Source organism: Bacillus sp. DX4.1 (genome assembly GCF_030348195.1).
Lineage (GTDB): Bacteria > Bacillota > Bacilli > Bacillales > Bacillaceae_G > Bacillus_A.
Window position 1 is genome coordinate 1,489,948 of record NZ_JAUCFT010000008.1, and the last position, 15,409, is coordinate 1,505,356.

Genomic DNA, 15,409 nt, shown 5'->3' on the forward strand with positions numbered 1-15,409 from the left:
TGTTGTTAGCTGCTTTTTCGTTTTCCTATTAATTTTGTTACGGCAAGCATTGTGATTGGTAAAGAGTGGTTTTTTCGAAATGCTAAATATTTACCGCTCCAGGTTGGTTTATATTTTTCCTTAAAATGTCGCAAGCCACTAAAACTATACGTATAACGAACGTTGTTAAAAATAGCTGCTGCGACGCGTTCGGACCAAAATGATTGCGCGGATAAACCAACATTAGAAAGTGGAGCCATTCCAATGTTAAAGGAATGATATTCGTTTTCTTTCGCCCATTGGAATAAGTGGATAAAGATCGCATCCATAATTCCTCCTGGTGCATCTGGATAATAGCGCATTAAATCAATCGACAGTTCACCGCTTTGATAGACGGGCATAAATGTTGTAAATGCGATGATCTTTCCGTCGGCATCAGAGAGCGTTGCGATAGGCGCACGGCTTATATAATCACGATCAAAATAGCCTAGAGAAAAGCTTTTTTCTTTTTTTCGTCCAAGCCAAGCATCTGATACTTCCTTCAATTCCTCATATAGTTCGTCAGAAAATGGTGGTTGATGAATTGAAAAGGTATAGCCTTCACGTTCAAAACGGTTAAAGGTAGCACGAAGTCCAGCACGTTTTTTCCCTGATATGGTAAACGTATGTAAATCAACAACTGCTTCTTCACCGAGTTTAAAGAAGTTATAACCAAAGTCATGATATAAGCTCATCCATTTACTTTCAATTTGGTAAAATACGCAAATATAGCCAAAGCGATCTGCTTCTGCTAAAAATTCTTGTAGTACTTTACGGAACGAAGAAGGATCGCCAATTGGATCACCGAGTACAATGAGTCGTTTTCCTGCAGGTGAAAATAGAAGGAGTGCTTTTCCGTCACTGCTGAAAAAGAATTGTTTATCTCCTAAAAATCCTAAATGACTCAATACATTTCCGCCGTGTTCATCTAAAAAGTTTTGCAGTCGTTTGTCATTAGCGAATTGTCCGGGAAATAAACTACGATAACGATTCGCTATAATTGAACCAATGAGTAAAAAAGTTGGAACGAAGAAGGCGGCGGCGAGTGCACTTCGTTTTACTTGTGTAATGTTGCGAACAACGAAATCAGGCTTGAGAGCTTCTTTTGCTCCTGCAAATAAGATTCCAAGATTTTTATACAGGTATAGTGTGATAAGTAAAAATATAAATACTTTTATTCCATCTGAAAATGAAACTTCTATTTTTTCACGTACAAATCGTGTGCGAAGCATATATAGTACAGCGAGCACAATCAGTAGAATGAAAGTTTCCTCCACATCGATTCCTTTTAGCGTGTTAAAAATGGCTGCTCCAATTAAAGAAATAATCGTCATATAGTAGGAGCGTTTTGTTCCGTAATAAATGCCTCGAGATAGGACAACAAGTAAAATCCCAAATGTTAACGATAAGCTAAAAGAAAGTTGAATAAGATGTTTTGGAGCTAAAATATGTAATGCATGAGCACGGTTAATGCTTGTTGGTAAAATTGTTGATAAGATGACCATTAATCCAGCAAAAGCTGTTAGAGCAGCTGAAGCCCATGAACCTAATTTCCCTATAAAGTCACGTTGGAGTGTCCAAATGACACCAGTCGTTTCTAAGGCTGGTGCGATAAATGGTTTATCTTCAATTTTTTTCAAAGCAGCTCCAGTCATTTCAAAAGCTGCAAAAATTAAACCGAGGCAAAACGGTAAAATGTAGTAGACAAGACGGTATAACAACATCGCAGGTAATAATACACCTGTATCGATCCCGTATTGCCCCATCCCAGTTAAAAAGACGAGATCGAATGAACCAAGTCCACCTGGCACGAGGCTGACAATCCCAGCTAATGCCGCAATGACATAGACACCTAAAAATTTACGGAAATCGATATCAATCCCAAATAAAAGTAAGATGACATACATTACGATACCAGCAGAGAGCCATTCCACTAATGAAACGAGTGAATAGAGAATGGTTGGGTTTTTCTCTTCTACTTGTTGCTCATCTACTTGCTGTTGTTTACGATTTTTAATTTTGGAAAAACCGACATATAACGGTACAAAAAGGGCGAAAAAGATGAGGACAGGCCATAGCCAAGGCTTTTCGTGCAAAATAAATCTTGTGTCTAATATTCCTATGAGACCGAGAAACGAGAGAAGAGCTAATCCATTAATAAAAGCAGTTGTCATCCAAGCGATGCTTTTTATGAGTTTGCCACTCTCTTTCACATGCGGACGATATAGCATTGTACGTATGCCCGCTCCTACAAGTCCGCCGAAACCGATAAATCCATTTAAAGAATTGGCAATCCAAGAAACACGAAAAATCTTTTGTACCGGTATATCTGCTTTTAAGTAGCGAAGCATGACAAAGTCGTAAAAGAACATTGTCGAAACAGCAAATGCACCGAGCGTAATTGCTAAAAAGACTCCGCCGGTTGGAATGTGTTTAATTGTTTCAATCGCCTCTCTAAACGAAATACCAGACAACTCTTTTCGAGCTTGAAAGAACACAATTGTTAAGACACCAAATGGAAAAATAATTTTTCCGATTTGTAAGAAACGTTTCCACGAAAACGACATAAATACAACTCTCCTTGTGTAAGAAAACTGAGACAATAGTCTTATTATGACAAACTTCATGAAAAATAAAAAGATAAATTGCAGGATATAAAAGCTATTTTTTATATAAAATTGGAAAAGTCACATTTTCTTCGCACAGATCTTACTGGTTTTTTTGTTTTGTTTATTCTGAAAAATAAGTTAAAATAAAATAAAGGAAGGAAGAAAGAGAGGGAAGAAAAATGGTTATTACAGGTTACGCAGGCTATGAGCTAGAAAAAGCACAACCTAATACATCAGAAGATTTCTTTAACCGATCTGAAGTGACATATATTCTTGAAGGGCAAGAAAAAACATTTTCTGTTTTGTATGTCCGTTATTTTGAAGAAATTTTACAAGAAATTACGCCTTTTGAAGGAAATCCAGTTTTTCAAATCGAAGAACAAGACATATATTTACGAGATATTGTTGCTCTCGTGTGTTTCATAAAAAATGAAGAATTTCGTGGGCAAAAGCGTATGTATATTAATATAATAGAAGATTTTCAAAAATATTTTGATACTGAAACAGTGGGGAGAGTACAAGACATAATAGTAGAACTACATAAGAATAAAGAAGTGGAAATTGTTTAAAATGGCAAAGGAGAGAAAAGGATATGTCTAATTCGATGGTTGAAAATCAAACACAGCAGGTTTCTGTATTTTTACAAGAAGTCATTACATTAATGACTGATTATGTAAATTATCATACATTACCTTCCTTATTGGAAGAGTCACCAGAAGGCAATCGGGATTATTATGAAGGGCTGTTATCATCATTGCGACGGTTGCTTGTATTTTGTGAAGAAGGATTAGATGCATGCCTTGTATTACTGAGTAGTCAGCCATTTCGAAAGAAAGCTGCCGAGACAACACTATATAAAATTTATCATCAAGTTATTGCTGAATTTTTTTCACCAAAAAGTGATCAGTGGTATGAAAATAGCCGCTCTGCATATACGGGTAAAAATTCTATTGCTTTTCAACAGGTGCCACCTCGCTCAATTGAGAAAGTGATGCAAGAGCTAGAGGGTAAGTTTCAGATGACGCGTGAAGAGCTTGAATATTATGAAACAGACTACCAAACAAAGATGTTACACAAATATTAACGATAAAGCGAAGGATATACATGTATTGTTGATATATTGCATAGGTGCTAGAAAAAAGCAAAAGAAGCTAGATTCCTCTAGCTTCTTTTGCTTTTTTCTACGGTATATACGATGTGTACTTTGAATATATTTAAAGTGGATAGCATCGAGGAGGTGTCGTATGAACCAGCAAGGTGTATTGACAGATTACTTCCATGAAGTAGAAAGCTGGTGCGAAAGTGTTCTTCATGTATTAGATAATCGGGCAACTGAAGTTTATGATGTCCATATGCTTGCATATAAAATTCAAATGCTACTAGAGCGTATGAAGGAAAATGAGTATGAAACAGATACTGAATTTATGTATGAGATAAGTGATGATGTGGAACATATTCAACATCACTTACAAGAAGTATTTATGTTAGAAAACGAACAAGATGACTTATATGAAAGAACATACGCCGAGCGCTCTGTTCCAATTGGAGGGCACACGCTTCCACCATTACCTTATCCCTACAATGCATTGGAACCGTATATTTCTCGAGAAATTATGATGTTGCATCATGATAAACATCATCGTAGTTATGTAGAGGGGCTCAATAAAGCAGAGAAAATGATGGAGGAAGCAAGAAAGACGAACGAATTTGATTTATTAAAGCATTGGGAAAGAGAAGCAGCTTTTCATGGATCAGGACATTATTTGCACACGATATTTTGGAATAATATGAAAAAAGATGGAGGCGGGAGTCCACGGGGCGAATTATCTCGAGAAATTGAGAAGGACTTTGGTAGCTTTTTACGTTTTCAAAAGCATTTTACAGAAGCCGCATCAAAAGTGGAAGGTTCCGGTTGGGCCATTCTCGTATGGGTACCTCGCTCAGGACGATTAGAAATTTTACAAAGTACTCTTCATCAACTTTTCACACAGTGGGATACGATTCCATTGCTTGTCCTTGACGTATGGGAACATGCTTATTATTTACAATATCAAAATCGTAAGGAAGAATACATTAAAAATTGGTGGAATATTGTCAATTGGCCCGATGTAGAAAAAAGGTTTGAAAGTGCGAAGCAACTAGAATGGATACCGTATTAGACGCATAATTGTGCGTCTTTTTTCAATGATAGAGGAAGTTCAAAAAGTCCGGTAAAGGTAGCTGTCGCATTTCTTCGTTGCATTGCCAGTCCGGTACTCGTGTAGTGTCACCTACACTCCGTATCCTCCTGGCTTCTGCGCCTCGAACTGCTCGGCTCTCTGTATCCTCCTTTTTGAACACGAACTAGAGGAAGTTCAAAAAGTCCGGTAAAGATAGCTATCGCATTTCTTTGTTACGTCGCCGCTCTGGTACTCATGTAGTTCATCTACTCCGTATCCTCCTGGCTTCTGCGCCTCGAACTGCTCGGCTCTCTGTATCCTCCTTTTTGAACACGAACTAGAGGAAGTTCAAAAAGTCCGGTAAAGATAGCTATCGCATTTCTTTGTTACGTCGCCGCTCTGGTACTCATGTAGTTCATCTACTCCGTATCCTCCTGGCTTCTGCGCCTCGAACTGCTCGGCTCTCTGTATCCTCCTTTTTGAACACGAACTAGAGGAAGTTCAAAAAGTCCGGTAAAGATAGCTATCGCATTTCTTTGTTACGTCGCCGCTCTGGTACTCATGTAGTTCATCTACTCCGTATCCTTCTGGCTTCTGCGCCTCGAACTGCTCGGCTCTCTGTATCCTCCTTTTTGAACAGGCACTTGTAGGGAAAAGAATCTTTCGTTCATATTTTAAAGGTCCAAGCATACACTTGTACAAAAAGTGTCAAAAGGACGTGGGGGATATGAGACGAATTTGGATTGTGATTGCATTTATTATAATATGTGCAAGTGTAATACCGACGAATACATATGCACAAATGAATGATGTGAGTGCTCGTAACGCTATATTAATGGAAGAGCATTCCGGGCGTGTTTTATATGGAAAGTCAGAACATGAATCACAAAAAATCGCGAGTATTACAAAAATCATGACCGCCCTGTTAGCTGCTGAATCAGGGAAAATGAAGGAAGCAGTGCCCATTAGCAATGAAGCGGTTCGCGTAGAGGGATCAGCAATTTATTTAAAACCTGGACAAAAAGTACCGCTAGAAGATTTAGTATACGGTTTAATGCTTCGTTCTGGTAACGATGCAGCACAAGCTATTGCTGAAAATGTCGGGGGAAGTATAGAGGGATTTGTTTATTTAATGAATGAAAAAGCAAAGGAAATTGGAATGAAAGATACACATTTTTCAAATCCACACGGCTTAGATGGTGATGGAACACATTATTCGTCTGCATACGATATGGCACTATTAACGCGATACGCGATAGGAAATGAAATATTCCGGAAAATTTTTGGTACGAAAACATATCAGTCCAAGGCGTGGGATTATCCTTGGAAAAATAAACATAAACTTGTGACGTCCTATTATGAATATGCAACAGGAGGAAAGACCGGATTCACAAAAAAGGCTGGACGTACACTTGTCACAACGGCTTCGAAAGATGGATTAGATCTAATTGTAGTTACACTGAATGCGTCAAGTGATTGGGATGATCATATGTATTTATTTGATCAAGGATTTAAGCAATACAAACTAACAAAGGTTTTACAAAAAGGAGCACTTTCCGGTGTACAGGAAAAGAAATATGCCAATCATGTTTACACAAAATATGATTTATCTGTACCGTTAACAAACGAGGAAAAAAATCAGGTTACGTTAAAGATAGAACTAGATAAAGGAGCCAAATTAGTGGGGGGAGAAAAAGTAGGACGGACGATTGCTTATGTAAATGAAAAAGAAGTAGGAGAGCGTAATTTATTTTATAGTAAGCGAAAGTTGATTGCTACGACAGGAGTATATTGGAATGATGTGCAAGAAATATTTTCTCATATGCTAGGTGTTGGAACGGATGGTTAACCTCGTATGGGTGGCAATGGCGTTAATTGGTATTGTATATGCGATGGTCAATGGAACGATGGAGGAAGTAAATAAAGCTGTTTTTGAAGGATCAAAAGATGCAGTAACAATTTGTATTGGACTTATTAGCGTTTTAGTTTTTTGGCTCGGTTTAATGAAAATTGCGGAGGAAGCTGGTTTGCTAAAGAAATTAGTCGCGTTTTTTATGCCGGTTGTTAAAAGGCTGTTTCCAGAAGTGCCAAAGGACCATCCTTCCATGGGATTTATTTTATCTAATATGATGGCAAACTTTTTCGGGCTTGGAAATGCGGCGACACCACTTGGTATTAAGGCGATGGAGCAGTTGAAAGAATTAAATGGGGGGAAGGATTCAGCGAGCCGTTCTATGGTAACGTTCTTGGCTCTAAATACATCGGCAATTACACTAATTCCTACAACTGTTATTTCAATTCGTATGACATATGAATCGGCGAATCCGACTGAAATTGTTGGTGTCACGTTCATTGCACAATTGTTATCGATGATTGGGGCAATTTGGATTGACCGCTATTTTTACCGAAGAAGGAGTAGAAAGGGGCGGAAAAAATGAGCATTGTCAATACGATTTCATTATGGGTTATTCCCTGTGTAATTGGCTTTATTCTATTATATGGCACGATAAAAAAAGTTCCCACATATGAATCGTTTGTGGAAGGCGGGAAAGAAGGAATTCAAATTGCGATTTCTATTTTGCCATTCATGGTTGGAATGCTCGTTTCCATTTCCATTTTTCGAGCATCCGGAGCATTAGATGCTATGATTACTTTTATGAAGCCAATGTTAGATATGATTCATGTACCAGCAGAAATTGTGCCACTTGCACTTATCCGTCCCATTTCAGGATCGGCAGGTTTAAGTATTACAACAGATTTAATTGCGACGTATGGACCGGATTCATTTATTGGAAGATTGGCTTCTACGATGCAAGGAAGTACAGATACGACCTTTTATATTTTAACAGTGTATTTCGGAGCTGTTGGTATTCGGAAAATGGGAGATGCCTTAAAGGTAGGGTTATTTGCTGATTTAATTGGAATTATTTGCTCCATTGTGTTTGTTTCTTTACTGTTTCAGTAATCGCTATTCATTTTTTGAGCGAATTCGCTTATAATACGTATACAACCACTATTAAGGGGATGCTTAATAGTGGTTTTTTTGTGGAGTGTTTTTGACAAAATGATGAACTTTTATTGTGAACAAGTATGTGAAAGTAAATAATAATAAGGAATGAAACTGCATTCTTCCTTTGTAAGTTTATAACCATCGCTATATTGTTAATGATATATGTGGTAAACTGCCGTATGCTCCCGGCAGTTGCCAACTCCTTCTAATGAAGGTAAGATGAATTTGAGGTGAAAAAAGGAAATGGAACGACTACAAAAAGTAATTGCACAGGCAGGAATTGCATCAAGAAGGAAAGCAGAAGAGCTTATCCAGCAAGGGAAAGTAAAAGTCAACGGTAAAGTGGTAACAGAACTCGGAACGAAAGTAACTCCTCAAGATAAAGTTGAAGTGAACAACATTCCTCTTGAAAAAGAAGAACCTATTTACTTTTTACTATATAAACCAACTGGCGTAATTTCGAGTGTATCAGATGATAAAGGGAGAAACGTAGTAACGGACTTTTTCCCAGACATTTCACAACGTCTTTTCCCAGTCGGACGATTAGACTATGATACGTCTGGTGTTTTACTTATGACGAACGATGGAGATTTTGCAAACATATTAATGCATCCAAAATATAAGGTTGAGAAAACATATGTTGCAAAAGTAAAAGGTCCATTAACAGGTGAAAAAATTCGCATGTTAGAAAAAGGTGTTGTATTAGAAGATGGAAAAACAGCGCCAGCTTATGTGAAAATTACTACTTGGGATCGTCGTAAAGAGGTTGCGATTGTTCAATTGACAATCCATGAAGGACGTAATCGCCAAGTTCGCCGTATGTTTGAAGCGATTGGTTGTAAAGTGATGAAGCTAAAACGTGAACGCTATGCCTTTTTAGAAGTAGGCAACTTACGTCCTGGTGATGCAAGAGAGTTATCTCCTCATGAGGTAAAACAACTTCGAGCACTTGCTTCTACAAAACCGAGATAACGTGAAACATCCATTAGTGTGGGGGGGTATTCCCCACTGATGGTTGTTAAAGCAAATATTTTTCGGATGTTATGGTATATACATATATTAGTCCTTCCTTTAGGAAGCAAGTAAAGGCAAGATTGAAGGAAGAGACAAGCTAGCATGTACAAAAATTGTTTACATATAAATTGCATAGATTGTTTTTATTCATCAAAGAGAGGGGAGAGAGTATGAAGAAGAATCGCTTGTTGTTTCGCGTTCTCATTTTGCTTATTTTAAGTGGAGCAGTAGGATTCACATTCTATCAAGGGCTATTTGTCGATAAAGAAAAGATGCAAATTGGAAAACAGGCTCCTAACTTTGTTGTTTCAGATTTAGAAGATCAGAAGATTGAGCTAAAAGATCTGAAAGGAAAAGGTGTATTCTTGAATTTTTGGGGAACCTGGTGTGAACCGTGTGAAAAAGAAATGCCTTATATGAATGAATTATACCCAAAATATAAAGAAAAAGGCGTTGAAATCATAGCGCTAGATGCAGATGAAACAAAAATAGCTGTGAAAAATTTTGTGAATCAATATGGATTAAAGTTCCCGGTTGCAATTGATAAAGGACAAGAAATAATAGGTACATATGGTGTTGGTCCATTGCCTACAACGTTTTTAATAGATAAAGATGGAAAAGTCATCGAGCAAATTACAGGTACACAAACAAAAGAGCAAATGGAAGAGTATTTGAAGAAGATTACTCCTTAATGAAGAAAGCCTTTACATTTTTGACAATAATAAGTGTTTGGTAGATGAAGGTGCTTTGCTTCGTCTTAGCACCTCTTATAAAAATTCTGAGTATTGCGGTAACTCATATGTAGACAATACAATAATAGAAACAAACAAGAGGCGGTGAGAATGTTGGAACGTACAAAGTGTGAATGTGGGCATATAAATCCAATTGGCACAATTTTTTGTGAAGCTTGTGGGAAACCTTTTGAAAAAAATGAAGATACAAAATTATTGGATATGCGATATGAAGGGAGTGCTCGGCGTTCTCTTACACATACAAAAACAATAGTCGATAAAATTTGGAGCTTTTTTTCTTCTGTAAAAGTGGGGGTATGGCTGATTGTCATTACCCTTTTGGCATCGGCAGTTGGAACAATTTTTCCGCAAGAAATGTACATACCTCCGAGTGTTACACCAAGTGAATATTATGAACAAGAATACGGTTTTCTTGGACAATTATATTACCAGTTAGGATTCAATAAATTATATAGTTCTTGGTGGTATATGATCTTAATCGCATCGATTGGTGTGTCACTTGTGATATGCAGCTTAGATCGTGTGATACCCCTTTATAAGGCTTTGAAAAAGCAGGGGGTAAAAAGACACCCAAGCTTTTTAAAGAGACAAAGGCTGTATGGAACAGCAACTCCAAAAGAAGGAGACTTAGACCTTATACAGGCCAATTTAAAAAAGAAAAATTATAATGTGCGAGTGGAAGGGGAACATATTTTAGCAGAAAAAGGTCGATTCTCTCGCTGGGGTCCATATGTGAATCATATCGGTCTTATTATTGTTCTATTTGGAGCAATGCTACGTTTTCTTCCGAGCATGTATGTGGACGAAGCACTTTGGCTACGCGACGGTGAAACGAAAGAGATTCCAGGAACAGATGGGAAATACTATTTAAAAAATGAGAAATTTATAAAAGAAGTTTATGATAAAAAAAATAAAAAAGATGAAGTGTTTAATGATGCGATTGATCGTGTTGGAGACAAAATGATTGCAAAAAACTTTCAAACCAATGCCGTGTTATATAAAGCTGTAGGAGAAAATATAGCGGGACAAACGCCGAAGTTAGAGAAGGTAAAGGAAGCTGAGATTCGAGTAAATGAACCGCTGAAGTTTGACGATTTTGCTGTGTACCAAGTTGATTTTAAAGAGGGCGAATTTAAGAACATGTCGTTTACTTTGCAAAAGAAAGAAAACAATCAAAAGTGGGGTCCGATTACAGTTGATTTAGCTAACCCAAAGGAAACATATGATTTAGGAAATGGGTATTCTCTTACACTATTAAGCTATTTTCCAGATTTTTATTTTGATGAGAAGGGTAAACCGAATACAAAAACAAAACTCCCGAACAACCCAGCTTTCGTTTTTAAGATGTTTACACCAGAAACTCCGGAAGGGGAAGTGAGTTTTGTCGGGATACAACAAAACATAGAGCCGGAAGGGAACAATAAATATAAAATGTCGTTTGCGGGAGTAGAAATGCGAAATGCTACGGCTCTTACCGTACGAAAAGATTTGACGCTCTGGATTCTTGCAGTTGGCGGATTTATTTTCATGGTTGGTGTAATTCAAGGAATGTATTGGAATCATCGTCGCATCTGGATACAACGTGTTAAAGATGAATGGTGGATTGCTGGTCATACAAATAAAAACTGGTTTGGTTTACGGAAGGACATTGAAAAAGTACTTGAAGGAACAAAGATTCCACAACCATACGACAAAATAAATGATAAAGAAAATGATAAAAAAATTAGTTAAGGTGGGGAGAGTATATGGTACAAATAAGCAGTAATTTCTTGTTTGCTGCTTTCGTTCTGTATTTGCTTGCAACGCTTTTCTTCGGAGGAGCGATTAAAGAAAAAGGACGAAAGTGGGCAAACGTAGGGATCAGTATTACGATTTTAGGTTTCGTTGCCCAGTCAGTGTACTTTGTTACGAGATGGATAGCATCGGGACATGCGCCAGTAAGTAATTTTTTTGAATTCGGGACATTTTTTGGCATGATGCTTGTTGGTGCCTTTATTATTATTTACTTTATGTATCATGTAAGTATAGTAGGCTTATTTGCTCTACCAGTTGCTCTCTTATTGATTGCATATGCGAGCATGTTTCCAAGAGATATTTCACCGCTTATTCCATCATTACAAAGTAATTGGCTACATATTCATGTAACAACAGCAGCTGCTGGGCAAGCCATTTTAGGAATTAGTTTTATTACAGGAGTTATATACTTGCTTAAAAATGTGGATCAGTCAAAAAGAAGCAAGCGGACATTTTGGCTTGAAACTGTATTGTTTATGCTCGTTTGTACTGTTGGTTTTATAGCTGTGACAACAGCCTTTTCTAGTACGAAATATGAAGCAAAGTTTCAATGGGTGGATAAAAATGAGCAACAAGCAGAGATGAAATACAATCTTCCTGCGTTAGTTGGACCACATGAAGGGAAGTTAGTTACAGCCGGCAAATTTGAACCCGTTATAGAAACGCCTGCTATTATTAATGCGAAAAAATTAAACACAGTGATTTGGTCACTGTTTATCGGAACTGGGATTTACATCTTATTAAGATTAATTTTACGTAAACGAGTAGCTGCGGCGATTCAGCCAGTAGTTAAAAAAGTAAATAGTGATTTGCTGGATGAAATAGGATATCGCTCTGTTGCAATTGGATTTCCTGTTTTTACGTTAGGTGCATTGATCTTTGCAATGATTTGGGCACAAATTGCATGGACGCGTTTTTGGGGATGGGATCCAAAAGAGGTCTGGGCACTGATTACGTGGCTCTTTTATGCCGCATTTTTACACCTACGTTTATCTAAAGGATGGCATGGTGAAAAGTCAGCATGGCTTGCAGTAATTGGATTTGCCATTATTATGTTTAATTTTATAGCGGTGAACTTAGTGATTGCAGGATTGCATTCTTATGCATAAGAATTATAAGGGTATGTCTTTCTTTAGAACATGGAATTAGGGAGCGTATTGTTCATTCGTGCAGGATAAAATAGGAAGGTGGCTGTCACTTTTCTATTTTATTTTTGTCAATTTCTTTTCTTTTTTGAGAAAAACATGGCAAAGTACAGGTTGATTTTGTAAAATGATGTCGAGGCCTAAATGGCTTGTTCAAGAAAAATACATATTTTTGGAAGAAAGATGAACAAACTTTATTATTCTTGTGAAGCATAATATCCAAAGTGGGGAATCGACCATTACGGAGTTGCTTGTTATGAGATAAGAGTAGACGCAGTATTACATTATAGAAGGGTAGGTGTGAACCGTTGATGCATGTTTATGCACAGCGGGTAGCAATGGAGAATGAACCAAAGATTTTAATTGTGGATGATGAAGATCGTATTCGCCGTTTATTAAAGATGTATTTAGAGAGAGAGCAATATGCGATTGATGAGGCTGATAATGGTGATACAGCTTTAGAAAAAGCATTGCAAAATGATTATGATTTAATTTTGCTAGATATTATGATGCCTGGAAAAGATGGTATTGAGGTATGTAAAGGGATTCGTGAAAAAAAAGCAACACCTATTATTATGCTGACAGCGAAAGGAGAAGAAGTAAACAGAGTACAAGGATTTGAAGTTGGTTCGGATGATTATATCGTAAAACCATTTAGTCCGCGTGAAGTTGTTCTTCGTGTAAAAGCGGTGCTACGCCGTTCTGTGACAACAACTTTCTTTACACAAGATACGACAACAAAAGATATTATTGTATTCCCACATTTATCAATTGACAATGATGCACATCGTGTGACAGCTGATGGAGATGAAGTCAATTTAACACCGAAGGAATATGAACTGCTACTATTTTTAGCGAAGGCGCCTGACAAAGTGTTTGACCGTGAGCAATTGTTAAAAGAAGTATGGCAATATGAATTCTTCGGAGATTTACGTACAGTAGATACGCATGTAAAACGTTTGCGTGAAAAATTAAGTAAAAAATCACCAAATGCAGCGAAGATGATTGTAACTGTATGGGGTGTTGGATACAAGTTTGAGGTTGTGACCGACTGATGCTTTGGAGAAGTGTAGTAGGAAAGCTATGGATGACGATATTGCTTCTTGTTTCATTTGTTCTTGGCTTTGTTGCCATTTTACTTTCACAGTTTTTTGAAAACTATTATGTAGAAATGAGTGAAACAAGGCTTACGAAAGTAGCAACGAGCGTTTCGGAATTAATTGAAGAAGGCGCTGACGAAAAGACAATTGAGAATATCGCATATAAGTTTACGGACCCGCTCTCTCGAATTATTGTTGTCAAAGACGATAATGAAGTTTCTGCTTCTCCGAAACAAGAAGGATTGGTCAATCTTACAATAGCTGATTTGAAGAATGATAAAGATTTAGCAGCTGTTTTTACAGATAAAAAAGAAAATAAAGAGAAAATCAAAAAAGTGTCGGATGGGAAGACAAAGAAAAATTCCGAAAATGATATTATGATTGTGGGTAAACCGTTACAATCGGCAAATCATAGTGCGGTGTTTGTATATCAATCATTGCAGGTTCCGATACAAGGTATGGAAAAAGCGACAGACTTTATTTTTCTATCAGCGGGAATTGCAATTATTTTAACAACATTCTTTGCCTTTTTCTTATCGACACGAATTACAGCACCGCTTCGTAAAATGCGTGAAGTAGCCTTTGAAGTAGCGCGCGGGAAATTTGATACGAAAGCACCAATGGTTTCGCAAGACGAAATAGGAGAGCTTGCAACGGCGTTAAATCAAATGGGAAAACAATTGAAGTTCAATATTAATGCGCTGCAGCAAGAAAAAGAACAACTTTCTAGCATTTTAAGTAGTATGGCAGATGGTGTTGTGACGTTGAATCAAGAGGGCGAGGTTGTTGTCATCAATCCGCCGGCTGAGCACTTTTTACAAGTGTGGCAGGAAGAAAAAGAATTAGAGTTAAGTATGAATTTACCACCTGAGCTTGTTGAATTGTTTCACCTTGTCGTGAAAAGCGAGCAACAGCAAGTGATTGAAATTAATTTACAAAAGGGTAACTATGTAGTGTTGATGACACCGCTGTATAATCAAACGAAAATTCGTGGCGCTGTTGCAGTACTGCGTGATATGACGGAAGAACGTCGTCTTGAGAAGATGCGTAAAGACTTTATTGCGAATGTTTCACATGAATTGCGTACACCGATGGTTATGCTACAAGGATATAGTGAAGCAATCTTAGATGATATTGTGCAAACGAAAGAAGAAGTAAATGAATTTGTACAAATTATTTATGATGAATCTGTTCGCTTAGGTCGTCTTGTAAATGAGCTATTAGACTTAGCACGCATGGAGAGCGGTCATGTAGAGTTACATATATTCGAAGTGGATATTCATCCGTTTGTAGAGAAGATTGGTCGTAAGTTTCAAGGAATTGCAAAGGAAAAAGGTGTACAGCTAGCGGTCGATTTCCGTACACCGATTGAGCAACATCCGTTTGATCCAGATCGTATGGAACAAGTGTTGACAAACTTAATTGATAATGCAATCCGTCATACGAATGCGGGTGGCAATGTAGCGCTTGTAATCGATAAGAAAAATAATGGACTTGTTTTTGAAGTGCAAGATTCGGGGGCAGGTATTCCTGAAGAAGATATTCCATTCTTGTTTGATCGTTTTTATAAAGCTGATAAAGCAAGAACACGTGGGAAAACGGGTGGTACTGGTTTAGGACTTGCAATTGCTAAAAATATTGTTCAAGGTCACGATGGAAAAGTTTCTATATCAAGTGTGGTTGGGGAAGGTACGACATTTTCTGTATATTTACCAGATCAGCCACTGTAAGGTTTTTGCAAAGTGGCACTGCCATGAGGTGAAACACGTTGAATAGGAACGAAGTGCAATTGTTTTTCTTGATAAAGA

The 15,409-nt window shown here is 37.5% G+C and carries 13 protein-coding genes; 12 read left to right on the plus strand and 1 reads right to left on the minus strand.

The genetic code is table 11. From position 1 onward, the window contains the following. Positions 1-5: 5 nt before the first annotated feature. Entirely contained in the window at positions 6-2,585 is a 2,580-nt protein-coding gene (mprF, locus tag QUF99_RS10585) for a bifunctional lysylphosphatidylglycerol flippase/synthetase MprF (protein ID WP_289369961.1), read from the minus strand. A gap of 221 nt (positions 2,586-2,806) precedes the next feature. On the opposite strand from mprF, the gene QUF99_RS10590 reads away from it, so the two are divergent. The 12 genes from QUF99_RS10590 to QUF99_RS10645 all read left to right on the plus strand — a co-directional run bounded on the left by QUF99_RS10590 (position 2,807) and on the right by QUF99_RS10645 (position 15,331). Continuing rightward, positions 2,807-3,196 carry a hypothetical protein gene (locus QUF99_RS10590; protein ID WP_286124214.1) on the plus strand — a complete coding sequence of 130 codons (390 nt, stop codon included), beginning with the start codon at positions 2,807-2,809 and terminating at the stop codon, positions 3,194-3,196. A 23-nt stretch (positions 3,197-3,219) separates the two neighbouring features. Beyond that, complete coding sequence (locus tag QUF99_RS10595) at positions 3,220-3,711, plus strand: DUF3907 family protein (protein WP_286124215.1); 492 nt, start codon at positions 3,220-3,222, stop codon at positions 3,709-3,711. 160 nt (positions 3,712-3,871) lie between these two features. Continuing rightward, positions 3,872-4,786 carry a superoxide dismutase gene (locus QUF99_RS10600; protein ID WP_289369962.1) on the plus strand — a complete coding sequence of 305 codons (915 nt, stop codon included), beginning with the start codon at positions 3,872-3,874 and terminating at the stop codon, positions 4,784-4,786. Positions 4,787-5,513: 727 nt separating this feature from the next. Further along, positions 5,514-6,635 (plus strand): D-alanyl-D-alanine carboxypeptidase family protein, encoded by a 1,122-nt coding sequence (locus QUF99_RS10605; RefSeq protein WP_289369963.1) that lies wholly within the window; start codon positions 5,514-5,516, stop codon positions 6,633-6,635. Next, entirely contained in the window at positions 6,628-7,224 is a 597-nt protein-coding gene (gene spmA / locus QUF99_RS10610) for a spore maturation protein SpmA (RefSeq protein ID WP_289369964.1), read from the plus strand. The genes QUF99_RS10605 and spmA overlap by 8 nt, the downstream gene beginning before the upstream one ends. Then, positions 7,221-7,751 (plus strand): spore maturation protein SpmB, encoded by a 531-nt coding sequence (gene spmB, locus QUF99_RS10615; RefSeq protein WP_289369965.1) that lies wholly within the window; start codon positions 7,221-7,223, stop codon positions 7,749-7,751. The genes spmA and spmB overlap by 4 nt, the downstream gene beginning before the upstream one ends. A 288-nt stretch (positions 7,752-8,039) precedes the next feature. Then, positions 8,040-8,768 carry a 23S rRNA pseudouridine(2605) synthase RluB gene (gene rluB, locus QUF99_RS10620; RefSeq protein ID WP_289369966.1) on the plus strand — a complete coding sequence of 243 codons (729 nt, stop codon included), beginning with the start codon at positions 8,040-8,042 and terminating at the stop codon, positions 8,766-8,768. Positions 8,769-8,980: 212 nt separating this feature from the next. Beyond that, complete coding sequence (resA, locus tag QUF99_RS10625) at positions 8,981-9,502, plus strand: thiol-disulfide oxidoreductase ResA (protein WP_289369968.1); 522 nt, start codon at positions 8,981-8,983, stop codon at positions 9,500-9,502. 150 nt (positions 9,503-9,652) lie between these two features. Further along, the gene (locus QUF99_RS10630; protein ID WP_289369970.1) at positions 9,653-11,293 is read left to right on the plus strand and encodes a cytochrome c biogenesis ResB family protein; all 1,641 of its coding nucleotides are present in this window, start codon (positions 9,653-9,655) and stop codon (positions 11,291-11,293) included. Positions 11,294-11,307: 14 nt separating this feature from the next. Beyond that, positions 11,308-12,465, plus strand: a complete 1,158-nt coding sequence (ccsB, locus tag QUF99_RS10635; RefSeq protein ID WP_289369972.1) for a c-type cytochrome biogenesis protein CcsB — start codon at positions 11,308-11,310, stop codon at positions 12,463-12,465. 374 nt (positions 12,466-12,839) lie between these two features. Further along, on the plus strand, positions 12,840-13,556 hold the full coding sequence (locus tag QUF99_RS10640) for a response regulator transcription factor (protein ID WP_289374616.1): 717 nt from the start codon (positions 12,840-12,842) through the stop codon (positions 13,554-13,556). Beyond that, a complete protein-coding gene (locus tag QUF99_RS10645; protein WP_289369974.1) occupies positions 13,556-15,331 on the plus strand; it encodes an ATP-binding protein in 1,776 nt (591 codons plus the stop codon). The genes QUF99_RS10640 and QUF99_RS10645 overlap by 1 nt, the downstream gene beginning before the upstream one ends. The last annotated feature ends 78 nt before the right edge of the window (positions 15,332-15,409 follow it).

Excerpts from the sequence above, each read along its gene's own strand:
- mprF (WP_289369961.1), bottom strand. The coding sequence starts at position 2,585 with ATGTCGTTTTCGTGGAAACGTTTCTTACAAATCGGAAAAATTATTTTT.
- QUF99_RS10590 (WP_286124214.1), top strand. The coding sequence starts at position 2,807 with ATGGTTATTACAGGTTACGCAGGCTATGAGCTAGAAAAAGCACAACCT.
- QUF99_RS10595 (WP_286124215.1), top strand. The coding sequence starts at position 3,220 with ATGTCTAATTCGATGGTTGAAAATCAAACACAGCAGGTTTCTGTATTT.
- QUF99_RS10600 (WP_289369962.1), top strand. The coding sequence starts at position 3,872 with ATGAACCAGCAAGGTGTATTGACAGATTACTTCCATGAAGTAGAAAGC.
- QUF99_RS10605 (WP_289369963.1), top strand. The coding sequence starts at position 5,514 with ATGAGACGAATTTGGATTGTGATTGCATTTATTATAATATGTGCAAGT.
- spmA (WP_289369964.1), top strand. The coding sequence starts at position 6,628 with ATGGTTAACCTCGTATGGGTGGCAATGGCGTTAATTGGTATTGTATAT.
- spmB (WP_289369965.1), top strand. The coding sequence starts at position 7,221 with ATGAGCATTGTCAATACGATTTCATTATGGGTTATTCCCTGTGTAATT.
- rluB (WP_289369966.1), top strand. The coding sequence starts at position 8,040 with ATGGAACGACTACAAAAAGTAATTGCACAGGCAGGAATTGCATCAAGA.
- resA (WP_289369968.1), top strand. The coding sequence starts at position 8,981 with ATGAAGAAGAATCGCTTGTTGTTTCGCGTTCTCATTTTGCTTATTTTA.
- QUF99_RS10630 (WP_289369970.1), top strand. The coding sequence starts at position 9,653 with ATGTTGGAACGTACAAAGTGTGAATGTGGGCATATAAATCCAATTGGC.
- ccsB (WP_289369972.1), top strand. The coding sequence starts at position 11,308 with ATGGTACAAATAAGCAGTAATTTCTTGTTTGCTGCTTTCGTTCTGTAT.
- QUF99_RS10640 (WP_289374616.1), top strand. The coding sequence starts at position 12,840 with ATGGAGAATGAACCAAAGATTTTAATTGTGGATGATGAAGATCGTATT.
- QUF99_RS10645 (WP_289369974.1), top strand. The coding sequence starts at position 13,556 with ATGCTTTGGAGAAGTGTAGTAGGAAAGCTATGGATGACGATATTGCTT.